This is a genomic window from Amycolatopsis sp. CA-126428, assembly GCF_002904335.1.
GTDB lineage: Bacteria > Actinomycetota > Actinomycetes > Mycobacteriales > Pseudonocardiaceae > Amycolatopsis.
Window position 1 is genome coordinate 25060 of the sequence record NZ_PPHF01000137.1, and the last position, 21975, is coordinate 47034.

A 21975-nucleotide genomic window follows, 5' to 3' on the forward strand; every position below is an offset into this window, starting at 1 on the left:
GCCGGGAATCCCCAGGTTCCCCGGCGCCCCGGCCGCCTCAGACCGTGCCGTTCTCCCACCACCACGACCGGCCGAGGTCGGCCCGGCTGTCCACGTGCTGGTGGTCGGTGTTGTAGGTCTCCAGTCCGGAGAACCCGCACGTCTCGGCCTTCTGGTAGACGGTCTTGTTGGCCACGCCCGGCACGTTCAGGTCGGCGGCGGTGCCGTACAGGTGCATGCTGTCGCTCGCGCCGCCGATCTCCGCGTTGTGCGCGATGCTGCGGAACCCGGAGTTCACCGTGATCGGCTTGTTCCCGAGCTTCTTGCGCAGCGCCTCCAGCTTGTACATGCAGCGCCGGGCGTTCTCCTTGGCGGTGGCCGCGCTGACCTTGCCGCCGTTGAAGGTGCCGCTGTCGCGGTCGGTGAACTCGCTGAAGTTGAAGTGGACGGTGGACCCGTCGCTCTGCTCCAGCGCGTTGAGCGCGGCCTGGGTGCCCGGGCCGACCTGGGCGTCGGCGCCGAGGCCGTAGGCCGCCTGGAACCTGCGGACCGCCGCCGCGGTGCCGGGGCCGAACTCGCCGTCGATCGAGACGCGGCTCTGGGCGGCGTGGTCGGCCGCCCAGCCGGCGACCCGGATCTGGAGCTCGGTGACGTCGGCGCCCGTGCTGCCCTCCTTCAGCGTGCGGGACCACGGGTAGGCCTGGGCGGTGCCGGTCAGCAGCAGCGGACTCACCGCGGCGGCCGCGCCGAGCACGACCGCGCCGCGGAGTACCGAGCGGCGGCTCATGGGGAGACTCATTCTCGTCCTTTCCTAGCGGGGATTTCAGCGGTTGGCGAGCTGGTCGAGGTCGGCCTGGGTGCCGTTGAAGACGTCGCCGGTGGCCGGCGCGGGGATGCCGGCGGGGATGGCCGCGTCGGTGTACTGCCACATCAGCCAGGTCTTCGAGCCGGCGGGCAGCGCCGGCTGCGTGACGGACTGCCGGTAGTCCGCGAGCTGCATCGGGTAGGCCGAAAGGGCCGTGGTGCCGCCCAGGCACGCGTCCAGGAACGACTTCTGGGTGTAGATGATCGGGGTCCGGCCGAACGCCGCCTGGACCTTGTCCAGCCACGCCTTGGCGTCGGCGACGGTGACGTACGGCGGGCAGCCGCCGGAGCCGTCGTCCTTCCACTCCAGGTCGAACACGGGCGGCAGGTCACCGGCGCGCTTGCCGGTGTACCCGGTGGCCTTCACGGCGGCGACGAACCGGTCGGCCTGCGCGCCGCCGGTGCCGGCCGCGGTGCCCGTGTAGAAGTGGTACGGCCCCACGGCCAGGCCGGCGTTGCGCGCGGCGGGCAGGTCGGTGGCCAGGTAGTCGTCGGTGACGTTCAGGCCGCGCGTCGCTTTGACGGTCGCGAATTCGACGCCGGACGCCTTCACCGCGCTCCAGTCGATCGGCGCGCCCCCGGGGTGCTGGTACTTCGCCGTGTCGACGCCGTCGATCGGGTGCCCGGCGGGCTTCGGCGGCGTGCAGTAGGTGTTGCGGCTGGACCAGTCGGTGACCTTCGCCCAGGTGGTGGGCCCGGCGACGCCGTCGGCACTGGCGTTGACGCAGTGCTGGAACTGGATCACGCGGGTGCGGGTGCCGTCTCCGAACTGGCCGTCGATCGTCAGCGGCGGGTAGTGCCCCGGCTCCATGGCGAGGTTCAGCCGGCACTGGAGTTCCTTGACGTCCGTGCCGCTGGAGCCGCTCTGCAAGGTCGGGCGGGCGGTGGAAAGGCCGCACACGACGCTCTGCGCGGCGTCGGCGGTGCCCTGGGTGGCGCACTTGCGCGGCCGCGCGGACCAGGAGTTGAGGGCGGCCCAGGTGTTCGGCCCGATCTGGCCGTCCACGCTCAGGGCGGCGCACTTCTGGAACACGCGGACCCGGGCGTCGGTCGCCGGGCCGAAGGTGCCGTCCGCGCCGACGGGCGTGTACCGGCTCGCCTTGGTCGCCAGGTTCAGTTCGCACTGCGCCTCGGCGACCGCGGCGCCGGTCGCTCCTTGTTTCAGGGTGGGCTGGGTACTGGTGTGCCCGCACACCGCAACGGGTTCGGCCGCAACCGCGGCTGCGGCGGGGAACACCAGCAGCACCGCGACGGCCAGAGCGAGTCTTTGCATGGCGAGAAGGCTGGCAGCGGCCGGCCCGCCGATCCCCCTCCGGCGGCCGACCCGGGACGCCGGGACGGTCCCACCCCGCCGGACCAGCGGGAACGCCACCCGCCTGGGACACGGCGGGGACGCTGAGCCGGCCGGCCACGCTCGATCGGGGCGCCGGACGGTGCCGCCGGATCATCGAAATCCGCGGCGCGCATGGAGTTGACCGGCGGCCCGCGCCGCCTGCGCGCTCCACCTCGGACCGCGAGGCGAGGACCCCGCCTCCTTGCTCGCCCACGAACGCCGGCCCAAGCCCCGGACCACCGGCGGCAGCGTGATTCGGCAGTCGGTCGCCGAGATACCGACATTCGGCGGTAGATGACGGTCCGACTTGTCTGATTGGATCGCCCCAGCACGTTTTACAACGTTGTAAAAATGAAGGGTCCCGCCGATGAGAAGAGCCGCTTCCGCCTTCCTCGCCCTGCTCGTGGGGCTGGGCGTGGCGTCGGGAACGCCACCCGCCGGTGCCGCCGAGCCGGTGCACGGCCTGCAGGCCGAGTACTTCACCCCGTCGGCGCCGGGCGCGCACGACTTCGCGAACCTGGCCGGCACCGCGCTCGACGGAGAGGTCGACCACCCCGACCTGACCTCGGTCTTCGGCCTGGTCGCCGGGCGCACCGAGAACACGACCGCCCGGTGGACCGGGCAGCTCGCCGTGCCGCAGACCGGCGACTACACCTTCTACGCCATCGGTGACAACGGGTTCCGGCTCTTCATCGACGGCACGCCGGTGATCGACCACTGGGTCGGCGACTGGGACAAGGAGCAGACCAGCGCGCCGGTCACGCTGACCGCCGGCAAGCAGTACGGCTTCAAGCTGGAGATGTTCCAGGACACCGGCGGCGCCAACATGTTCCTGCGCTGGTCGAGCGCGGCCATCGCGAAGCAGATCGTGCCGCTCTCGGCGTTCACGCCGCCGGCCGGCTACCAGGTCGTGCCGCGCACGGCGGACATCTCCCGGGACGGCCGCACGCTCACGGCCGACTTCGACGGCCGGGTCTCGGGGACGAACGACCTGAAAGACCACCTGCGCATCGAGGTCGACGCGACGCCGATGCCGGTCTCGTCCATCACGGCGACCCGCACCCGGGCCACGATCCAGCTGGCCGAAAAGGTCCTGAAGGGCCAGCGGGTCACGCTGTACTACGACGGCGCGGGCGCGCTCGCGGTGAACGGCACGAAGATCGGCAAGGCCGGGCGGATCGTCGCGAACGCCTCGACGGAACGCCTCCGGACGCCGTGGGGCGAGAACGCCGACACGCGCCACCCGCTGCCGGAGTACCCGCGGCCGCAGCTCGAGCGCGACAAGTGGGTCAACCTCAACGGCCCGTGGGAGTTCTCGGCCGCCAAGGAGGGCCAGCAGCCCACGTTCGGCAAGCGGCTGCCCGAGAAGGTGGTCGTGCCCTACCCGATCGAGTCGCAGCTCTCCGGGCTCGAACGGCACGAGGACCACATGTTCTACCGCCGCACGGTGACCGTCCCGCGCGACTGGAACATCGGCGGCGGGCAGCGCCTCAAGCTCAACTTCGGCGCGGTCGACTACCAGGCCAAGGTGTGGGTGAACGGCAAGCCCGTCGCGGAGCACACCGGCGGCTACACGGCGTTCAGCGCCGACATCACCGACGCCCTCAAGCGCGGTGACGAGCAGGAGATCGTCGTCGCCGTCACCGACACGACCGGGCCGTACCAGCCCAAGGGCAAGCAGTCCGCCAACCCCGGTGGCATCTTCTACACGCCGTCGTCGGGCATCTGGCAGACGGTGTGGCTGGAGCCGGTGGCGGCCCAGGGCATCGACGAGATCAAGACGACGCCCGACCTCACCACCAATTCGCTGGCCCTCACCGTCAAGTCCGCGGGCAACGCCACCGTCACCGCGGTCGCCAAGGACGCGCGCGGCCGGCCGGTCGGCACGGTCACCGGGCCGGCGAACGCGAACCTGAAGCTGGCGGTGCCGAACCCGCACCTGTGGACGCCGGACGACCCGTACCTGTACCAGCTGGAGATCAAGCTGGGCGGCGACAAGGTCAAGAGCTACTTCGGCATGCGGTCCACCGGCATCACGAACGTCGGCGGCACGCCGAAGCTGACGCTCAACGGCAAGCCGTTCTTTTCGCTGATGCAGCTGGACCAGGGCTTCTACCCGGACGGCCTGAACACCGCGCCGAGCGACGAGGCCCTCGTCTTCGACCTGAAGGCGCAGAAGGACCTCGGCTTCAACGCCGTCCGCAAGCACATCAAGGTCGAGCCCGCCCGCTGGTACTACCACGCGGACCAGCTCGGATTGCTGGTGTGGCAGGACTTCGTGTCCGTCGAGGACGGCAACGACCCCGCGGCGCAGCAGGCGTGGCTCAGCCAGGGCCTGGAAGAGATGCACCAGCTGCAGAACTTCCCGTCCGTCTACGCCTGGATCGTGTTCAACGAAGGCTGGGGCGAGTGGGACAAGGCCGCGACCGGCCGGATCACCGACCAGGTCAAGGCCACCGACCCGAGCCGGATCGTCAACGCCCACAGCGGGGTGAACTGCTGCGCCTCCAAGGGCGACTCGGGCGCGGGCGACGTCATCGACCACCACGACTACAACAACACCGACCCGGCCCGCTCCGACGGCAAGCGCGTCGCGATGGACGGCGAGCACGGCGGCTTCACGCTGCGCACGCCGGGTCACCAGTGGCCGGGTGCGCCGATCGCGATCTACAGCGGCGTGGCGGACAAGGCGGCGCTGACGGCGAAGTACGTCGACAACACCCGCACGTTCTACCTCGGCCAGGCTCGCGCCGAGCTGTCGGCGTCGGTCTACACGCAGGTCACCGACCTGGAAGGCGAGCTGAACGGGCTCTGGACGTACGACCGCAAGCGCCTCAAGGTCGACCCGGGCCCGGTCCGCGAGATCAACCGCCGGGTGATCGCGGCCGGTGCCGACGCGGGCAAGCCGTACCCGTACGCGGGCAAGGGCGCCTGGAACCTCGACGAGCGCCGGGGAACGACCGCGAGGGACTCCAGCGGCGGCGACAACCCGCTGACGCTCACCCCGTCCGGTGCCGCGTTCGAGGACGGCGCGCTGCAGTTCACCGGTGGCTCCGCCGACACCTACGGCCCGGTCGTCGACACGACCGGTGGCTACACGGTGTCCGCGAAGGTGCGGCTCGACCAGGTGCCCGGCAACTACGCGACCGCGGTGAGCCAGGACGGCCGGGAGCGGGAAAGCCCCTTCTACCTGCAGTACGGGCAGGGCGCGTTTGCCCTTCAGCACGCCCGGCGGCAACCGGGCCCGGTACGAGGTCGTCCCGGAGCTCGGCCGCTGGTACGAGCTCACGGGCGTGCGGGCCGGCAACGAGATCCGGCTCTACGTGGACGGTGTGAAGGTGGCGACGGCCCCGGCCGGGCCGGCCCTCGTCAGCACCGGCGCGTTCACGGTCGGACGGGCCAAGTACGACGGCCGCAACGTCGACTTCTGGAGCGGCGCGGTCGACGACGTCGCAGTGACCGGCAAAGCGCTGACGGACGCGGAGGTGGGTCAGCACTCCTGATCCCGGGAGGAGCACGTGGTGACCGGACGGCCGGCTTTTCGGCCGTCCGGTCACCACGCCGCCCGCCGTGGGGACATTGCCCTCGCATTGCCGGAACCGGCGGCGTCCGGTGTGGACGGTGGGGGTCAGACCTGCGTGCGGCCGCCGTCGACGAACCACTCGCTGCCGGTGATGTAGCTGCTGTCGCCGCAGGCGAGGAACAGGGTGGCCGCGGCGATCTCCTCGGGTCGTCCGACGCGGCGCAGCGGGATGCCGGCGGCCCCGGCGGCTTGGAAGGCTTCGGCGTCCGCTTGCCCCGGCCTGGCGCGGATGTAGCCGGGACTGATGGCGTTCAAGCGAATCCCGCGATCTCCCAGTTCGACGAGGCGACCCTCACCGACGCGGGCATGGCGGTGGCCGAGAAGGCCGCACCCGGCCATGTGGCGGCCGTCCGGCGGTATGTGTTCGACGCGCTCCGGCCGGAGCAGGTGGCCGAGTTGTCCGGCATCGGCAGCCGGATCGCCACTCAGGTCGAAGGCGAGCACACCGGGACGCCGTTCCCCGGACGGACCCCGCGACGGCTCTGACCGCACCGCCGCGCGCCGGTCAAGGCTCCGGCACCCGCCAGGAGCTGCCGGTATGGCCAGGTCTCGCCAACACGGACCGTGTTGGTGGGATATTTGCCGTCGAGCGTCTTGACGTCACCCCGATCCGGGCGGTTTACTGGCAGTTGCCTCGATGGAACCGGTTCCGCGGCCGCCACCTGGAACACTCCAGCATCTCGGGTTGGTGGATGCCCCACTGCTTCGAACGTCACGCCCGTCGGTTCGCTCACGGGGCGTGACGAACCTTCAGTGGCAAATCCGCCACCTCACCCGAATGCCGGTGCGAGCCGTGCGCTCGCCTCGGCGTATGGATCACGACCGACCAGGTGGGCTCGATGAGATCAAGGACGTTCTCCCGACCACGACGCGCCACAGCGCCGCAGCGCCGCAGTGCCACCGACCGCGCCCGAAGGGCGCATTCGCCGTTCGCACCGGCCGAGTGGTGTCCCGTGTCCGCGGAATCGAGTCATTCCCGCGGAACTCCGGTGCGGTCGCGGGGTAACACCATTCCCCGGCAGTAGGCTGCCGTTTTCGCGAGCGATATCAAACGACGTCCAGGCGTTTCAGTCGCTCAGCGATGTCAGCGCGACCGTGCGTTCCCTCGGCAACTGTGACGCGCCTCCGCGATTGCATTAATTCAGATCTCCGCAGTGCCTGTGCAAAATTTCGTCACCAAAGTGAGGAGATTCCTATGCGAAATATGGTGAATCGGGCTACCGGTTGCCGGCCTCGAGAGTCACGGCTCCGGACCCGGGCCGTTCTCACCGCCGCCCTCGCTCTTGCGCTGGCCGGAAGCACCGCCTTCGTAGCCGGCGCGAGCGAAACCAGCGAACCGGGCTCGGCAGCCGCTTCGGGCAACTCCATCGCGGCGGATGCCGGCTGGGTGGACGTGGACCAGGCCCGGTACCAGCGCGAACTGACCGACTACCAGGGCATCGTGCCGCCACCCGTGCCGGCCGGGACGACGAGGGTCCCCGAGTTCCACACCGACTGCACGATCGCGAACGAAGCCAAGGACGACGCGATCGTCTTCCCCCGCCTGTCCGGCGCCTCCCACATGCACACGTTCTTCGGGCCGAGGAACGACGCGTTCATGACAACGGAAGCGCTGCTGGCCGCCGGGTCGACGACGTGCAACTCCCCTGGTGACAACGCCGCTTACTGGGTACCGCAGCTGCAGAGGAACGGTGTGGCCGTTCCGTTCAAGAGCATGCGCGTCTACTACGGTTCCCGGGTCTCCGACCCGTCGGCCGTCCGGCCGTTCCCGCCGGGACTGGTGATGGTGCAGGGTGATGCCAAGCTGCAGGTACCCACCCAGAAGGGTCAGGGAAACCAGTTCTGGTGCGCGGGCAGCGCCGAGGTCGGGCGAAGCGCCGACGGGAACTGGCCTGTTTGCGCTCCTGGCGGGAACCTGATCTACCAGCTCGTGTTCAAGGATTGCTGGGACGGCAAGCACATCGACTCGCCCGACCACAAGTCGCACATGGGCGACCCGGTCGCCGGCAAGTGCCAGGGGAACTACCCGGTCGCGGTGCCGAACCTTTCGTACATGGTCAACTACGACATCCTGGGCGGCGACGGCCTCGCGCTGTCCTCGGGAATGGCGTCGTCGATGCACGGTGACTTCATGAACGGCTGGGACCACGTCAAACTGGCCGCACTGGTCAAGACCTGCCTGAACCAGAACGCGAAGTGCGGGACCACGCCGAGCTTCACCGGCGGCTGAGAGCGACGGCAAGCGGCCGCCGTGCCGTGTCGCCCCGATCGGCCGGCACGGCGGCCTTCGTCTCGGAATTCAGGGAGAAACGACGTGATCTCACCCGAAAAATCACGCCGGCGCCTCGCAGTTCATCTGCGGAATCATGGCGCTGGCCGCCCGACACCCCACCGGGGCCGCTATTCGACCAGCCCGGAGAGCCGGCCCTGTTCTTGCAGGACTCGCGAAGCCAGGCTCACGGTCTGCGGCTCTTTGCCGGACGACTTCTCGCCGAGCGCCAAACGTTCCTGTTGGTCCAGGTGATCGCGCAGGCACTTTTTGAAGTAGTCGTCGAAGTCCGCCTCGCGCAAAGCGCCGGCGTGCGTGATCTGGTTCGGGGAAACCATTCCGGGCATCTCCATTCCCTTGTGGGGGTTCTCCGCCGGGAGGCCGGCCTGATCGTGCAGCCGCCGCAGCTCCAGCAGCTCCGATTTCGTCGAGGCGCCGGCTTTTCCGCCGAGGTCGCGGACGGCTGCGGTTCCGGTGTGACTGTCGACGAGGTCGAGCATCGGAACAAGCTGCTCGTCCATGGCTGTGGTGATCTCGATCCAAGCGCGGTCCGTGGCGGTGAACGACGACGCCGCAGTAGGGGCGGATGTATTCGCGGACGGATTTCCGGAGTGGCTGTGAAGCCCGGTGGCGCAGCCGCCGACCAAAACCATGCCCACGATGCCCAATCCGAGGAAAATGCGCATGTGTCGATTACAGGCCATCCCCTCCGGCCGAGTCAACATGTCTTCGTTCTTTTACCGCAGAAAGAGCTCAGTACACCGAACGCAGCAGTTCGGCGACTTCCGCCTCCGAGGGCAGGCGCGGCGCGTTCTTGGTGACGACGTCGGCGACCGCGGCTGCCGCTATCGCCGGGATGTCCTCGCGGGTGACGCCGAGTTCGCGCAACGGGCGCTTGATCCCGATCGCGCCCGAGATCTCCCGGACCGCGAGAACCGCCGCGCCGGCCCAGCCCGCTGCCGGTGTCACGTGCAGCGCGCGAGCCGTCGCCTCGTACGCCGCCGCGGCGGCCGGTGCGCTGAACGCCATCACCTCCTCCAGCACCGCGGCCAGCGCGACACCGTGCGGGGTGCCCGTGTGCGCGGTCAGCGCGTGGCCGATGCCGTGGACCAGGCCGAGGCCGGACAACGTGAGCGCGTGCCCGGCCAGGTGCGCGCCGAGCATCAGCTCGGACCGCGCCTGCAGGTCTCCGCCGTCGCGGTAGGCGACCGGCAACCAGCGGCCGACCAGGCCGACCGCCTGCGCGGCGTAGGCCGCCGAGAACGGCGTGGATCCTCGTGATGCCAGGGACTCGATGCCGTGGACCAGGGCGTCCAAGCCGGTCGCCGCGGTGATCCGGGCGGGCAGCCCGAGGGTGAGCTCCGGGTCCAGCACGGCGATCCGCGGCTCGACCGAGGTGTGTCCGATGTAGACCTTCCGGCGCGCGCAGACGTCCTCGGTGACGCCGAACCCGTTGGTTTCCGCACCGGTGCCGGCCGTCGTCGGGACGGCGATCAGTGGCAGGCCGTCGGAGGCATCCCACAGCCGGTCGGCGTCCGCGGCCGAGGCGCCCGGGTTTCCGGCGAGCAGGGAGATGCCCTTGGCCGCGTCCAGTGCCGAGCCGCCGCCGAGCGCGAGCACCACCGAATCACCGAAGCCGCGCAGCGCGGCGGCGCCGCGGTCGAGTTCCGCCGTCGACGGGTTCGGGCCGATGTCCTCGTGCACGGCGTGCTCGATCCCGGCGGCGGCCAGGATCTTCTCGACACGCTCGACGATCCCGGTGGCTCGCAACCCCCGGTCGGTGACCACGAAGACCCGGCCGTGGCCCAGGCTGTCGACGAAACCGGGCAGCTCGGCGACGACGCCGGGGCCGTATTCGGTGCGGCCGGCCGGCTCGACGGACAGGCGCATGCTGGTCTCCTTCAGACGGCCGGGAAGCTGGGCAGCGGCAGCCGGAAGTCCTGGCCGGCCCACGTTTCGTACAGGCGGATCGGGCTCATTTCGCCGGCGAGGTCGCCGTAGGCCGCCTTCGCGCGACAGAAGATCTGCTCGACGAGCGCGGAAAGCTCGGCCGGCACTCCGACCTCGCGGCCGAGGTCGACGGCCAGGCCGAGGTCCTTGCAGGCCAGCACCATCGCGAACGAGTCGTCGTAGTCGCCGTCGGCCAGTACCGACAGCACGTCGTTCTCGAGGAAGTGCGACGCGGCCGGGCCGGCCAGCAGCGCCGAGCGCAGCACACCCAGGTCGACGCCCGCCTTGACGCCCATGGCCAGGACCTCGGACGCCGCCACCAGGTGGCAGAACCACAGCAGGTTGATCATCAGCTTGACGGTGTAGCCGTGCCCGGCCGCGCCGACGTGCAGGATCTTCTCCGGGTCGCCGAGGATTTCCAGCAGCGGCCGCACTTCGCGGAAGTCGCCCGCGTCGCCGCCCACGAAGATCTGCAGCAGGCCGGCCTCGGCTCCGCGGGCCATGCCGCTGACCGGCGCGTCGAGCCGCCGGACGCCGCGCGCGTCGAGGACCTCTTCGGCGACGCGCCGCGCCGCCGCGGGCGTGGAGGTGGACATGTCGATCCAGAGCGCCCCCGGCGAGAGCGCTTCGGCCGCTCCGCCGCACAGGAGGACGTCCTCGACGACGTGGGGTGCCGGGAGCATCGTGATGAGCACGTCGACGCCGTTCGCGCAGGTGGCGGGGCTGTCCACCCAGCGGGCGCCCAGTTCGAGGTGTTCGAGCGCCGCCTCGGAGCGGACGTCGTGGACGGTGACGTCGTGGCCGGCGAGGATCAGGTGCCGGGCCATGGGCCGGCCCATGTTGCCGAGGCCGATGAAACCGATCTTCATGCTAGGTCTCCGGGAGGTTGAGCCAGGTGGTCTTGAGAGCGGTGTAGGCGTCGAGGGCGTGCAACGACTTGTCGCGGCCGGCCCCCGTGGCCTTGAAGCCGCCGAACGGGGTGATCACATCGCCGGCGTCGAAGGTGTTGATCCACACCGTGCCGGCGCGTAGCCGCTTCGCGACCCGGTGGGCCGTCGTGACGTCGCCGGTCCAGACCGACGCGACCAGGCCGAAGTCCGTGTCGTTGGCCAGCCGGACGCCTTCCGCCGGCGAACCGTCGTAGGTCAGCACGGCCAGCACCGGGCCGAAGACCTCTTCGCGCTCGATCGTCGTTCCAGGCCGGACATCGTCCACGATGGTCGGTTCCATCGCCAGGCCCTCGCACCGGCCCCCGAGGACGATCTTCCCGCCTTCGGCCCGGGCGGCGTCCAGGTGACCGAGGACGCGGTCGCGCTGGACGTCGTCGACGAGCGGGCCGAGCACGGTCGCCGGGTCGAGCGGGTCGCCGGGCCGGAAGGTCTCCCCGGTGAGCTTCACGAGCTCGGCGAGCAGGTCGTCCTTCAGCGCGGCGGGCACGATCACCCGAGAGCCGGCGTTGCACGTCTGGCCGGCGTTGGAGAAGATGCCCCACGCCACCGCCGACGCCGCGGCGGACAGGTCCGCGTCCGGCAGGATCAGCTGCGGCGACTTGCCCCCGGCCTCGACCGCGACCTGCTTGCCGTTCGACTCCCCGGCGTAGACCTGGAACAGCCGTGCGACTTCCGCGGAGCCGGTGAAGGCGATCTTGTCCACGCCGGGATGCCGACCGAGGGCCTGCCCGACAACTTCGCCGCGGCCCGGGACGACGTTGAGCACGCCGTCCGGCAGGCCGGCCTCGCTCGCCAGCCGCGCCAGGAGCAGCGCGGCCAGTGACGTCTGCTCGGCGGGCTTGAGCACGACCGAGTTGCCGGTGGCCAGGGCCGGGCCGAGCTTCCAGGACGCGATGAGCAGGGCGTAGTTCCACGGCACGACCGCGCCGACGACGCCGAGGGGCTCGCGCGTGATCCACGCCAGCGCGTCGCCCGGTGCCGGCGCGACTTCGTCGTAGGTCTTGTCGATCGTCTCGGCGTACCAGGCGATCGTCTCGGCGGTCTTGGCGACGTCGACGCGCTGCGACTCGCTGATCGGCTTGCCCATTTCGAGGGTGTCGAGCAGGGCCAGCTCCGCGGTGTGCGCGGTGATCGCGTCGGCCCAGCGCAGCAGGATCCGCTTGCGCTCCCGGGGCGGCAGGTCGCGCCAGCGTCCGTCCTCGAAAGGACTCGCGGGCCGCCCGCACGGCCCGGTCGACGTCCTCGGCACTGCCCGCCGGGAGGTGCGCGAGCACGCGGCCGTCCCGGGGGGAAACGCTCGGGAACGTCTCGTCCGAAGTGGACTCGACGTGCCGGCCGCCGAGGAACGGCCGGGTCTCGGGCGTCAGCCGCTCCGCCGCCGCGAGCCAGTCCTGGTGGGTCAGATCCGCCACCGCTGCACCGCCTTCTCGTCGAGTTCGATCCCCAGGCCGGGCCGCTGCGGGACCTCCAGTTCGCCGGCCGCGGTGATCATCACGGGTTCGGTGAGCATGAAGTCCCGGCGCTCGGGCGTCCACCGGGGCGGGTCCCAGGGGAATTCGAAGAACGGGCCGCCGCCGACCCCGGCCGAGACGTGCAGGTTGGCCAGCACGCCGATGCCGTTGGTCCAGCTGTGCGGGGTGAACGCGCGGTGCTTGAGCTGGGCGAGCTCGGCCAGCGTCCGGGCCCGGTGCATGCCGACCGCCAGCACGACGTCCATCTGGTAGACGTCGAGGACGTCTTCTTCGAGGTAGCGCAGCAGCTCCGGCACCGAATGGTGCATCTCCCCCGCCGCGATCCGCACGCCGGGGTTTTCCGCGCGGAGCGCCTTGAAGCCGGCTGTGTCGTTGTACGGCAAGGGTTCTTCGACCCAGAACACGTCCAGTTCGGCCAGCCGGCGCACCAGCTTGCGGGTCTTCACCAGGTCCGACGCGGGTGCGGTGTCGCCGGCCATCCGCCAGGACTGGTTGAGGTCGACCATGATGCCGAAGTCCGGGCCGAGGGCGTCGCGGACAGCGGTGACGGCGGCGACACCCTCGTCGGCGCGGTCCCGGTCGATCCGGATCTTCATCGCCCGGAACCCGGCCTCGCGGGCCCGCAGGGCCGTCTCCGCGCGTTCGGCCGGCGGCTTCAGCTCGGCCGAAGAGGCGTACGCGGGCAGCGAGCGGGCGGAGTTCCCGAACAGCGTCGCCACCGGCAGGCCGGCGACCTGGCCGATGATGTCCCAGAGCGCGACCTCGAGGGGCCAGTAGCGGCCGCCGTGGAAGTTGGCGGTTTCGATGGCCTTGACGTGCCGCACGATGTCGAGTGGGTCTTCGCCGAGGAACAGGTGCTCGACGGCCTCGAAGCCGGCCATGGTGTCGCCGGAGCCGATGCCGGTGACGCCGTCGTCGGTGTGCACCCGCACGATCGTGGCGTCGAAGTGCCGTCGCGGTTCCGGGTCCCAGGCCGCGGCGAGCGGCGGGTCCAGCTCCAGCCGCAGCCGGTCGAGGGCGATGGCGGTGATCTTCATCGGATGGCCGCCAGCCCGGGCGCGGTGCGGGCCAGGACCTCCGGGTCCGGTGCGTAGAACGGGTTGGCCGGCCCGGTGCGCGCGGCGTCGAGCACGACGTCGATCGTCGGTGTGCCGAGGACCGCGGCGCGGATCGCCCGGAAGGCCGCCAGACGCTGGTTCGCGAAGGCCTCGTCCAGGTCGCTCACGTCGGGGTTCACCCAGATCGCGGCGATGATCAGCAACGCGCCGGCCTCGCCCGCGGGCAGGTCCCCGGCCTCGACGGCGTCGGCCACGCCCCGGGCGAGCCCGGCCTGCGCGGCGCCCCAGGTGGCCCGCTGGTGCAGATCGGTCCCGGCGGCGGCCTTGGGCACGAAGAGCGTCGGCGGCTGCACCGGCACGGACGGGCGCAGCACGGTCACGAACGGCACGTGGCCCGCGCTCGGCGTGGCCAGCGCGGTCGCCCACGCGGCTTCCACCGGGCCGCCCCGGCGACCCAGCACGATGTTCGTGTGGGCGGCGTTGGTGCCCTCGCCGACGAAGGCTTCGCCGATGAGCGCGGTGGACGCGAAAGTCATGGGGGCTCCAGGTCGACGGGGGGTGCGGCGGGATCGACGGTAGGAGCGCGCGGAAACCGTGGACAAGGTCCGGCCGGACATTGCAACGCGGGTTGCGCTGACGCCAACTCGCGCGCTCGCCGACGGTTGCTAATTTCGGGGACATGACACTCCCGGACGACGGTGCCCGGCAGCAGGGGCACGGCCTGCGCCGTGACCTGGACCTGCTGGAGGCGCTCGCCTCCCCCGAGGCCCAGCGCGCCGGCGAACTGGGGGTCGTCCGCCTCGCCCAGCTCACCGGCCGGGAGAAGAGCCAGGTCTCGCGCGCCCTCAAGGCCCTCGCCGAGGAAGGCATCGTCGAGCGCGACCCGGACACGCTGGGCTACCGGCTCGGCTGGCGGCTGTTCTCCCTGGTCGCCCGGACGGTCGAGGACCGGCTGGCCCGGGCCGCCGAGCCGGTGATGCGCGAGCTGTCGGCCGAGCTCGAAGAAACCAGCCACCTCTGCGTCCTGCGCGACCAGGAGGTCCTGACGCTGCTGTCGGTGTCCGGGCATTCCTTCCGCGTGCACGGCTGGGAAGGCCGCGGGGTGCCGGCCCACTGCACGTCGGCCGGCCGTGTCCTGCTGCTCGACGCCACCCCCGACGAGCTCTACGTCCGCTTCCCGGCCTTGGCCGACGACCGGCCACGGTCCGAAGTGCACTCACTGCCCGAGCTGTGGGCGAAGATCGAGCAAACCCGGCGGGACGGCTACGCCCGTGTCCGGGAGGAGTTCGAGGCCGGCCTGGTCGGGGTCTCGGCGCCGATCCGCGACTTCCGCGGCCGGGTCGTCGCCGCGGTGAACGTCTCCGCTCCCGCCGAACGGCTCGGCGACCGCCTCGACACCGCGGGCCGGATCACCGCGGAGGCGGCGGCGAAGGTGTCCGCGCACCTCGGCTGGGAAGCCCGCCCGGAGCCACCGCCCGCGGCCCGGCTCACCTGAGTCGCCCGTTGTGGCGTTGTTTTCAGCGGTTCGGCACAAGTACGTTTCGTTGGCCCAGTGCCCGCTAGGCTGATCGCCGCTTGTGAAATGAGCCGAATTCCGCACCGCAACGGATCGGCAGGTCGGTCGCTGCCTTGACGCGGCGAGTATGCGATCATGGGAGCCGCAAGATTCCCCGTCAGCCCCATTCCCCCAGACGGAGCAATTCCCAGGAAGTCACCTTCTCCGCGCTCGCCGCGGTGAAGGCGGTCCGTGCTGCGGTCGAATTGTTCGCACCGGTCGACGGCAAACATTCGGAAAGGCTGTTCGAACGTTGGAGGTTCGGTAGTGATGCCCCCTGGGCACCGGAAGGACGAGCAGCTCTCGGTGGACGAACTTCTTCGGACCGCAGGGCAGCGCGCGCGAAGACCGGCCGGCGCGGAAGCCCCTGGCCGCGGTGTCACCGACGCCTCTCGCGAAGCGCGGGAACCCGGCAGCCGCCAAGGGAAAGACCCGGCTCATCGGACTCCCGCGAAGCGGCGCAGGAGCGTACAAGCCGCGGTGGCCCTCGGCGTCACGGCTGTCGCATGCGGAGTCGTCGCCTGGATCGGCGCCACCACGGCTCCGTCGAACCCGCCGCACGCGGGATTTCCCTTCGTCTCCCTGCCGCGGGCGACCGGGACCCCGGGCACGCCTTCCCCGCGTTCCGCGGATACCGTGCTGGCCGCCGACTCGTCGAGCGCCACCGGATCCCCCACGCCGGCACCATCCCACCCGGCCAAGCCGGTCTGGGAAAGCGCTACCCGCACCCCGGCGACACCGCCGTCGACGGAGCGGAGCCGGCCGAGCGCGCCGAACTCCGCCACCAGCCCGGGTAGCGCGCCGATGACCCCGCCGGGCCGGCCGAGTTGCTCGGTCCACTTCGCGATCGAACATTCCTGGCCGAACGGTTTCACCGCTTCGGCGACGATCACGAATCGAGGACCCGACACGCTTCGCTCGTGGTCGCTGGCCATGACGTTCACCGCCGGTCAGCGACTGACCGAAGGCTGGAACGGCACCTGGACCCAACGCGGGAACCGGCTGACCGCCCTGGCTCCGTCCTGGAAAACGGATCTCCAGCCGGGCGAAGCGTTCACGACGGGGTTCAACGGATCATCCGCCGCCTCGAACCCCGCTCCGACCGGGTTCACCGTGAACGGGGCCGCCTGTCCGGCCGGCTGAACGGGGTTCCTCGCGCTCGGCACGTCACCGGCGGCGGCTCACCGGAATCCGTCCAAGGACCGCAGGCCGCGGTCGACGAAGTCGATCAACCAGGTGAAGCTGTCTTCGACGTCCTCGTCGATCCGGAACCCGTTGGCCGCTTCCAGTGTCGCGAATCCGTGGAGCATGGTGCGCAGCATCCGCAGGGCGTGGATCTCCTGGCCGGCGTCGATCCGGTACCCGTGCAGCATGGCCGCCCACGAAGCGAGCACCCGGTCGAGCGCCGCGGTGAGCGGGTCGCCGGGCCCGGCCGGGCGGGCGGCGTTGCCCGCCGCGTACCGGCCGGGATGGTCCTTCACGTACCGCCGCATCGCCTGCGCCCCGGCGGTGAAGGCCTCGCTGCCGGCCCGGCCTTGGGTCGCGTCGCGAATATCGTCGGCGAGTTCGTTCGCGGCCTGGACGGCGATGCGGTGGACGAGGTCGGCCTGGCTGGTGACGTGCTTGTAGAGCGAAGGAGTTCTGACTCCGAGCCGCTCGGCGACCAGGCCCATGCTGAGCTGCGCGAACCCGATCTCGTCGGCCAGCGCGGCCCCGGCCTCGGTGACGATGGCCGGGGTGAGCCCGGCCCTAGGCACGAGTCAGCGTCCTGCCGAGGAACGGCAGGGCCAGCGCGACGACCTGATCCGGCGTCTGGACGTGCGGGTAGTGCCCGGCCCCTTCGATGACCGCCAGTTCACCAAGTCCGTCGGGCAGGTCAGCGACAGTCTTCTCGCCTTCTGCGCGAGGGTCGGCCCAGTCGGGGTCGGCGCTGCCCTCGATGATCAGGACCGGGCACTTGACGTTGCCCAACTGCGCACCGGCGTCGGCCGGGCTGGTCTTGCACATCGCCTGCAGCACCTTCATCCGGCCGGGCTCACTCAGCTTCGCCTCGATCCGGGCCAGCTCGCTGTCCCAGTCGGCCGGTTTGACCGGCAGCGCCAGGTCGAGGTACTTCGTCCAGTTCGCGAGTCTTCCGCGCACGATGACCTGGGCCATCTGGGTGTAACCGGCGCGGAAGCGCTTCACCCGCACCAGCCCGCCGAGGTCGAAGGACTGCGCGCGGGTGAACGGCGCCAGCTCGATCACCCCGGCGATCACCTCCGGCGCGGTGGCGGCCGCGATGGTCGCCGCGCCCCCGCTGATCGACTGGCCGATGATCACGGCCGGGCCACCCAGCCGGCGAACGAGGGCGACCAGGTCGCCGGCGATGTCCGTGCGGCTGTAGCCGTCCCAGCCCAGGCTCGAGTCCCCGCACCCGCGGATGTCGACGTTGGCGACCTGGTAGCCCTGCGCGGCCAGGGCCGGGGCGAGGAAGCGGTAGGAGTGGCGGCTGTCGCCGAGACCGTGCGCCAGGACGACCAGGGGTCCCTGCCCCGTCACGTCGTAGGCGATGGTGTTGCCGGCGATGCTCAGGTACTCGGTCACGATGCACTCCAGCGGATTGGCTAACGTCGATAGCTTTAAGCTAGCGGCGTTAGCCAACTGGGTCAATACCCGGAAGCGCAACGAGACCGCGCCTGTCCAGGGGGCGGCCTCATGTGCCCGGGTCCGGGGTGACGCCGGTGGCGGTGGCCGTGGCCCGCCAAAGCTCGCCGGCGAGCGCCGGGTCCTTCGCGGCCGCCGAGCGGCGTGCGGGTCCGGCCGGACCGCGGACCTCGAACGGCCCGGTCGGGCCCAGGTAATCGCCGCCGCGCACCGGCCCGGTGGCCGCGAGCAGCTGGGGCCGGATCCCGGCGGCGACCGGCTGGGACACCCAGCGATCCGGCAGCACGAGCAGCCGGGCTTTCCACGTGTTGCCGCGGGCGAGCGCGTTGTTCAGCAGGTCCGAAGCCGTCAGCCCGGGGTGGGCGGCGATCGACAGCACCGGGTCGCCGGCGAGCCGCAACCGCCGGTCGAGCTCGGCCGAGAACAGCACGTTCGCCAGTTTCGAGGCCCCGTAGGCCCGCGTGGGCGAGTAGCGCCGGCGCTCCCAGGCCAGGTCGGTGAGATCAAGCCCGCCGGTGCGGTGCGCCAGGCTCGACGTCGTCACCACCCGGGAGGGCCGCCCGAGGGTTCCGGCGGCCCGCAGCGCCGGCATCAGCAGCCAGGTCAGCGCGGCCGGGCCGAGGTGATTGGTCCCGAATTGCAGCTCGAACCCGTCCCGGGTCCGCGCGTGCGGCCCCAGCGACACGGCGGCGTTGTTGACCAGCACGTCGACTCGATCCCCGGTGCGGTCCCGGATGTCCGCGGCCGCGGCGCGCACCGAGGCGAGGTCGGCCAGGTCGAGCAGCACGGATTCAGCCGAGCCGGGACCCTCGAAGCCGGCCCTGACCTGTTCGACGGCGGCCGCTCCGCGCTCGGCGTCGCGAACGGTCATCAGGACGCGGGCACCCGCGGCCGCCAGTGCGCCGGAGAGGGCGAGGCCGAGGCCGGAGGTCGTCCCGGTGACGACGATCGTGCGTCCCGCGAGGTCGGGCAACTCATGTGACATTGTCATATCAACGACTGTCCCCGAACTCGGCTGACATTGTCAAATAGACTGCCCCGCATGACCCGAGCCGAGAGCGCCGCAGCCACGCGACAGGCCCTCGTCCGTGCCGCATCCGAGCTGCTGGACGAAGGTGGCCCGGCCGCGGTGACCCTCCGCGCGGTCGGAGCGCGGGCCGGAGTTTCGCGTGGCGCCCCCTACGGCCACTTCGAGAACAAGGAGCACCTGCTGACGCAGCTCGCGATCAACGCGTGGAACTCGCTGGCGGACGACGTCGAGCAAGCACGCGCGGACGCCGGCACCACCGCCGAGGCCCGGCTCGAGTGGGGCATCCTGACGCTGATCGGGCTCGCCCGGCGGCAGCCGCACCGGTACGCGCTGATGTTCAGCACCCCGGTGGACACGCCGGCCGCCGCCGAGGCCGCGAGCCGCCTCGAAAAGGAGTTCCTCGTCCTCGTCGCGGACGTGGTCGGCGAGCCGGACGCCGGCCCTTACGGCGCCCTGCTGATGTCGAGTGCGCACGGTATCGCGGGGATGGAGCTCAGCGGTCACCTGTCGAAGGACACGTGGCGGGCCGGCGTGGAGCAGCTCGTGCGCATGCTGGTCGACGCGATCCGGCCCGGCGGCCGGGATCGTGCTCCCCATCAATGAGGCACTTGTCTCGTACGATGCGACGATGAGCTACTCAGCGGATCCGCGAGCGGTGCGCAGCCGGGAGGCGATGCTCGCCGCCGCCCGGCGGCTGCTGGCCGAGGAGGGCCTCGACGCGGTCACGCACCAGCGAGTCGCTCAGGAAGCCGGCGTCGGCCGGGCCACCGTCTACCGGCACTGGCCCCGGACCGACCAGCTGCTGCTCGACGCCATGGGCGGCGCCGGCCTCCCGCTGTTCCGCACTCCGGAGACGCCCGTTCGCCTATGGCTGCGTGAAGAGCTTCGGCAGATGGCCGACGAGCTCGCCATCCCCGCCGTCGCCGCGGTTTCGCTGACGCTGGCGCAATCCGCACTCACGGACGCTCAGACAGCACACCCCCACGACGAGTCCGTCAAGACGATCACCGAGCGGATCCACGCCGCCATCCGATCGGCCGCCGCCGCCGGCGAACTGGAGGCCGACATCGAGCCCGCCGACTTGACGGCGATGCTCGTGGGACCGATCGTCTACCGCACGACCATGCAGCGCGCCCCGGCCTCCGACGACTTCCTCGGGCGGCTCGTGGACAGCGTGGGAACCTGGCAGGACCAGGCGGGTTAGCTCGTCCCCGCAATGGCGATGACGGCGAAGGCGAAATGAGCCACCATCGCGGCAACCCGGATCCCATCGGTCCGCACCAGCCGGGCAATGGCGGCCCGATCGGCGGTACCACCCGCCACTCAAGGGCGGAAGGCGTCGATCTGGACGCCGCCGTCGGGTCGTCGACTCAGTGTGCCGGTTCGGCTGGATGAGGCAGTCAAGTTGGGCGGCCAGGCGGTAAACTCGGTTTGAGAGCGCTTCCAGACCCGCCGTGCCCGTCCCATCGCCTGGTCTCGGAGGAACGCCCATGCACACCATCCGCCGATCACGCCTGAGCGCCGTCGCCGGTGTCTTGACCGTCGTGGCCGCCGCCGTCACCGTGGGGGCGGTTCCCGCCGCCCGGGCCGCCGCGGGCTGCCGGATCGATTACGCGGTCGCCAGCCAGTGGCCGGGCGGCTTCAGCGCTAACGTCGACGTCACCAACCTCGGCGATCCGGTCGCGAGCTGGCAGCTCACCTGGACGTTCGCCGCCGGTCAGCGCGTCACCCAGCTCTGGAACGGCACCGCCACCCAGTCCGGCGACCGGGTGACCGTCGGCAACGCCGCCTGGAACGGCTCCCTCGGCACCGGCGCGAGCACCCGGCTCGGGTTCACCGGCTCGTTGGCCGGCTCCGCCAACCCGGTACCCACCGGCTTCGCCGTCAACGGCACCCCGTGCAACGGTCCGGTGCCCCCGGCGACGACCACGTCGCCACCGCCGGTGGACGCGTTGGCCGGCGTGTACACGGTGGGCCGGGTGAAGCTCACGGCGAGTGCCGCGCAGTACACCTGGCCCGGTATCTCCTTCGAGGGCCGCTTCCGCGGCACCGGCGTCGACGTCGTGCTCAACGACGCCCAGAACGACTACGACATCCAGGTCGACGGCGCCACGGTCGCCACGCTGGTCACCCCGGGCCGCACCACCCGCCAGATCCGGGGGCTGACCGACGCCGAACACAGCGTACGGCTGGTCAAACGGACCGAAAGCCCGTGGGTCGCCGGCGAGTTCGACGGTTTCGTCGCGGCACCCGGCGGGGAGATCCTCGCGAAGCCCGCCGCCCGCAGCCGGCAGGTCGAGTTCATCGGCGACTCGCTGACCGCGGGCTACGGCGACCTCTCCACCACCCGCGACTGCTCGGCCACCGGCGGGATCGACCGCAACACCAACACCGACATCAGCTACGCCGCCCTCGCCGCCCACGGCCTGAACGCCGACTACCAGGTCAACGCGTACTCCGGCCGCGGCATGGTGCGCAACTACAACGGCGGCGACCCCGGGACCGACTTCCGCACCTCCTACGACCGCACGCTCCAGAACGTGTCCGGCGACGTGTGGCACAACCCCGCCACGTGGCGGCCGCAGCTGGTCGTGGTCGCCTTGGGCACCCACGACTTCAGCACGGCCGTCAACCCCGGCGAACCGTGGACCGCCGACAGCCTGGTCGCCGCGTACAAGAGCGCCTACCAAGGCTTCCTCGACAAGCTCCGCGCACAGTACGGCGCCGGCACGATCATCGTCGTCGGCGCGACGAACCTGTTCGCCCCCCAGGCCCAGCAGGTCGTCTCCGACCGCAACGCCCAAGGCGACAGCCGGGTCCGGTTCTGGAACTTCGACGACCCGCGCCTGGACCACCTCGGCTGCGACTGGCACTTCTCCCGCCACGACCACCAGATCATCTCGGGGCTGCTCACCGACTACCTCGCCACCCTGCCGCTCACCTGGTGAGACCGCTCGGGTGCACGGTGGTCTGCAGCGGCCGTTTCCCCAGGCCGATCGCCGCCACGGCCCGGGAGTGAACCGGCCGTGGCGGCGATCGGCGGGGCGCCGCCGCTTCGGCGTCCCCCGCCGTCGGGTCCAAGGGGCCCGACGCGGTATCGAGTTTTCCGCGGACATGGCTGTCGCCGCCGCGAGCAGGCTCGCGGCGGCGACGTTCCGGGCCTGCCCGCAAGAGGATTTCAGGCGGGCCCGGACGGATTCCTTACTTGTTGGTGCCCGGCGTCAGCACCTTGTCGATCACGAAGACCGTGGCGTTCTTGGTGGGGATGTTGCCGCACAGGATCTTC

At 71.1% G+C, this 21975-nt stretch carries 19 protein-coding genes and 2 pseudogenes; 7 read left to right on the plus strand and 14 right to left on the minus strand.

Translation table 11 applies throughout. The features are described from left to right. Positions 1 to 37 precede the first annotated feature (37 nt). A complete protein-coding gene (locus C2L58_RS34395) occupies positions 38 to 778 on the minus strand; it encodes a D-Ala-D-Ala carboxypeptidase family metallohydrolase (protein WP_233226095.1) in 741 nt (246 codons plus the stop codon). Positions 779 to 802: 24 nt separating this feature from the next. Further along, the gene (locus C2L58_RS34400) at positions 803 to 2116 is read right to left on the minus strand and encodes a GH25 family lysozyme (RefSeq protein ID WP_233226096.1); all 1314 of its coding nucleotides are present in this window, start codon (positions 2114 to 2116) and stop codon (positions 803 to 805) included. A gap of 427 nt (positions 2117 to 2543) precedes the next feature. Between C2L58_RS34400 and C2L58_RS50920 the strand changes: the two are divergent. Further along, positions 2544 to 4139: pseudogene (locus tag C2L58_RS50920) on the plus strand (PA14 domain-containing protein); the annotation flags it as partial. Between the two features lie 1665 nt (positions 4140 to 5804). Here C2L58_RS50920 and C2L58_RS51580 read toward each other — a convergent pair. Continuing rightward, the gene (locus C2L58_RS51580) at positions 5805 to 6098 is read right to left on the minus strand and encodes an SDR family oxidoreductase (RefSeq protein ID WP_103341818.1); all 294 of its coding nucleotides are present in this window, start codon (positions 6096 to 6098) and stop codon (positions 5805 to 5807) included. A gap of 1048 nt (positions 6099 to 7146) precedes the next feature. Here C2L58_RS51580 and C2L58_RS34420 point away from each other — a divergent pair. Next, on the plus strand, positions 7147 to 7989 hold the full coding sequence (locus C2L58_RS34420; protein WP_199191597.1) for a DUF1996 domain-containing protein: 843 nt from the start codon (positions 7147 to 7149) through the stop codon (positions 7987 to 7989). A 170-nt stretch (positions 7990 to 8159) separates the two neighbouring features. Here the strand turns inward: C2L58_RS34420 and C2L58_RS34425 are convergent, their stop codons facing one another. From C2L58_RS34425 to fae, 6 genes are all read right to left on the minus strand, one after another. Further along, on the minus strand, positions 8160 to 8714 hold the full coding sequence (locus C2L58_RS34425) for a DUF305 domain-containing protein (protein WP_158264211.1): 555 nt from the start codon (positions 8712 to 8714) through the stop codon (positions 8160 to 8162). A 67-nt stretch (positions 8715 to 8781) separates the two neighbouring features. After that, complete coding sequence (locus tag C2L58_RS34430) at positions 8782 to 9918, minus strand: iron-containing alcohol dehydrogenase family protein (protein ID WP_103341822.1); 1137 nt, start codon at positions 9916 to 9918, stop codon at positions 8782 to 8784. Positions 9919 to 9929: 11 nt separating this feature from the next. Then, the gene (locus C2L58_RS34435; protein WP_103341823.1) at positions 9930 to 10847 is read right to left on the minus strand and encodes an NAD(P)-dependent oxidoreductase; all 918 of its coding nucleotides are present in this window, start codon (positions 10845 to 10847) and stop codon (positions 9930 to 9932) included. 1 nt (position 10848) lies between these two features. Then, entirely contained in the window at positions 10849 to 12177 is a 1329-nt protein-coding gene (locus tag C2L58_RS34440; protein ID WP_233226097.1) for an aldehyde dehydrogenase family protein, read from the minus strand. Between the two features lie 150 nt (positions 12178 to 12327). After that, positions 12328 to 13437, minus strand: a complete 1110-nt coding sequence (locus C2L58_RS34445; RefSeq protein WP_103341824.1) for a mandelate racemase/muconate lactonizing enzyme family protein — start codon at positions 13435 to 13437, stop codon at positions 12328 to 12330. Further along, positions 13434 to 13994 carry a formaldehyde-activating enzyme gene (gene fae / locus C2L58_RS34450; RefSeq protein WP_103341825.1) on the minus strand — a complete coding sequence of 187 codons (561 nt, stop codon included), beginning with the start codon at positions 13992 to 13994 and terminating at the stop codon, positions 13434 to 13436. The genes C2L58_RS34445 and fae overlap by 4 nt, the downstream gene beginning before the upstream one ends. A 143-nt stretch (positions 13995 to 14137) precedes the next feature. Between fae and C2L58_RS34455 the strand changes: the two genes are divergently transcribed. Beyond that, complete coding sequence (locus C2L58_RS34455) at positions 14138 to 14953, plus strand: IclR family transcriptional regulator (RefSeq protein WP_103341826.1); 816 nt, start codon at positions 14138 to 14140, stop codon at positions 14951 to 14953. Between the two features lie 497 nt (positions 14954 to 15450). Here the strand turns inward: C2L58_RS34455 and C2L58_RS50930 are convergent, their stop codons facing one another. Further along, entirely contained in the window at positions 15451 to 15948 is a 498-nt protein-coding gene (locus C2L58_RS50930) for a hypothetical protein (protein WP_233226101.1), read from the minus strand. On the opposite strand from C2L58_RS50930, the gene C2L58_RS34465 reads away from it, so the two are divergent. Continuing rightward, positions 15902 to 16156 carry a cellulose binding domain-containing protein gene (locus C2L58_RS34465; RefSeq protein ID WP_233226100.1) on the plus strand — a complete coding sequence of 85 codons (255 nt, stop codon included), beginning with the start codon at positions 15902 to 15904 and terminating at the stop codon, positions 16154 to 16156. The two genes, C2L58_RS50930 and C2L58_RS34465, sit on opposite strands and share 47 nt — an antisense overlap. A gap of 38 nt (positions 16157 to 16194) precedes the next feature. Here the strand turns inward: C2L58_RS34465 and C2L58_RS34470 are convergent, their stop codons facing one another. From C2L58_RS34470 to C2L58_RS34480, 3 genes are all read right to left on the minus strand, one after another. Beyond that, positions 16195 to 16770 carry a TetR/AcrR family transcriptional regulator gene (locus tag C2L58_RS34470; protein WP_103341829.1) on the minus strand — a complete coding sequence of 192 codons (576 nt, stop codon included), beginning with the start codon at positions 16768 to 16770 and terminating at the stop codon, positions 16195 to 16197. Then, a complete protein-coding gene (locus C2L58_RS34475) occupies positions 16763 to 17599 on the minus strand; it encodes an alpha/beta fold hydrolase (RefSeq protein ID WP_103341830.1) in 837 nt (278 codons plus the stop codon). The genes C2L58_RS34470 and C2L58_RS34475 overlap by 8 nt, the downstream gene beginning before the upstream one ends. A gap of 109 nt (positions 17600 to 17708) precedes the next feature. Then, on the minus strand, positions 17709 to 18650 hold the full coding sequence (locus C2L58_RS34480; protein WP_199191598.1) for an SDR family NAD(P)-dependent oxidoreductase: 942 nt from the start codon (positions 18648 to 18650) through the stop codon (positions 17709 to 17711). Positions 18651 to 18701: 51 nt separating this feature from the next. Between C2L58_RS34480 and C2L58_RS34485 the strand changes: the two genes are divergently transcribed. The 3 genes from C2L58_RS34485 to C2L58_RS34495 all read left to right on the plus strand — a co-directional run bounded on the left by C2L58_RS34485 (position 18702) and on the right by C2L58_RS34495 (position 21637). After that, on the plus strand, positions 18702 to 19292 hold the full coding sequence (locus C2L58_RS34485; RefSeq protein WP_103341832.1) for a TetR/AcrR family transcriptional regulator: 591 nt from the start codon (positions 18702 to 18704) through the stop codon (positions 19290 to 19292). 25 nt (positions 19293 to 19317) lie between these two features. Then, a complete protein-coding gene (locus tag C2L58_RS34490; RefSeq protein WP_233226098.1) occupies positions 19318 to 19893 on the plus strand; it encodes a TetR/AcrR family transcriptional regulator in 576 nt (191 codons plus the stop codon). 286 nt (positions 19894 to 20179) lie between these two features. Continuing rightward, positions 20180 to 21637: a cellulose binding domain-containing protein gene (locus tag C2L58_RS34495; protein WP_103341834.1), complete on the plus strand. Its 1458-nt coding sequence runs from the start codon at positions 20180 to 20182 to the stop codon at positions 21635 to 21637. Positions 21638 to 21890: 253 nt separating this feature from the next. Here the strand turns inward: C2L58_RS34495 and C2L58_RS50935 are convergent. Further along, positions 21891 to 21975 (minus strand): annotated as a pseudogene (locus C2L58_RS50935) (fasciclin domain-containing protein); the annotation flags it as partial.

Bases quoted from the DNA above. Each gene is read 5' to 3' on its own strand.
- C2L58_RS34395 (WP_233226095.1), bottom strand. From the start codon at position 778: ATGAGTCTCCCCATGAGCCGCCGCTCGGTACTCCGCGGCGCGGTCGTG.
- C2L58_RS34400 (WP_233226096.1), bottom strand. From the start codon at position 2,116: ATGCAAAGACTCGCTCTGGCCGTCGCGGTGCTGCTGGTGTTCCCCGCC.
- C2L58_RS51580 (WP_103341818.1), bottom strand. From the start codon at position 6,098: ATGGCCGGGTGCGGCCTTCTCGGCCACCGCCATGCCCGCGTCGGTGAG.
- C2L58_RS34425 (WP_158264211.1), bottom strand. From the start codon at position 8,714: ATGCGCATTTTCCTCGGATTGGGCATCGTGGGCATGGTTTTGGTCGGC.
- C2L58_RS34430 (WP_103341822.1), bottom strand. From the start codon at position 9,918: ATGCGCCTGTCCGTCGAGCCGGCCGGCCGCACCGAATACGGCCCCGGC.
- C2L58_RS34435 (WP_103341823.1), bottom strand. From the start codon at position 10,847: ATGAAGATCGGTTTCATCGGCCTCGGCAACATGGGCCGGCCCATGGCC.
- C2L58_RS34445 (WP_103341824.1), bottom strand. From the start codon at position 13,437: ATGAAGATCACCGCCATCGCCCTCGACCGGCTGCGGCTGGAGCTGGAC.
- fae (WP_103341825.1), bottom strand. From the start codon at position 13,994: ATGACTTTCGCGTCCACCGCGCTCATCGGCGAAGCCTTCGTCGGCGAG.
- C2L58_RS34455 (WP_103341826.1), top strand. From the start codon at position 14,138: ATGACACTCCCGGACGACGGTGCCCGGCAGCAGGGGCACGGCCTGCGC.
- C2L58_RS50930 (WP_233226101.1), bottom strand. From the start codon at position 15,948: ATGGCCAGCGACCACGAGCGAAGCGTGTCGGGTCCTCGATTCGTGATC.
- C2L58_RS34480 (WP_199191598.1), bottom strand. From the start codon at position 18,650: ATGACAATGTCACATGAGTTGCCCGACCTCGCGGGACGCACGATCGTC.
- C2L58_RS34485 (WP_103341832.1), top strand. From the start codon at position 18,702: ATGACCCGAGCCGAGAGCGCCGCAGCCACGCGACAGGCCCTCGTCCGT.
- C2L58_RS34490 (WP_233226098.1), top strand. From the start codon at position 19,318: ATGAGCTACTCAGCGGATCCGCGAGCGGTGCGCAGCCGGGAGGCGATG.
- C2L58_RS34495 (WP_103341834.1), top strand. From the start codon at position 20,180: ATGCACACCATCCGCCGATCACGCCTGAGCGCCGTCGCCGGTGTCTTG.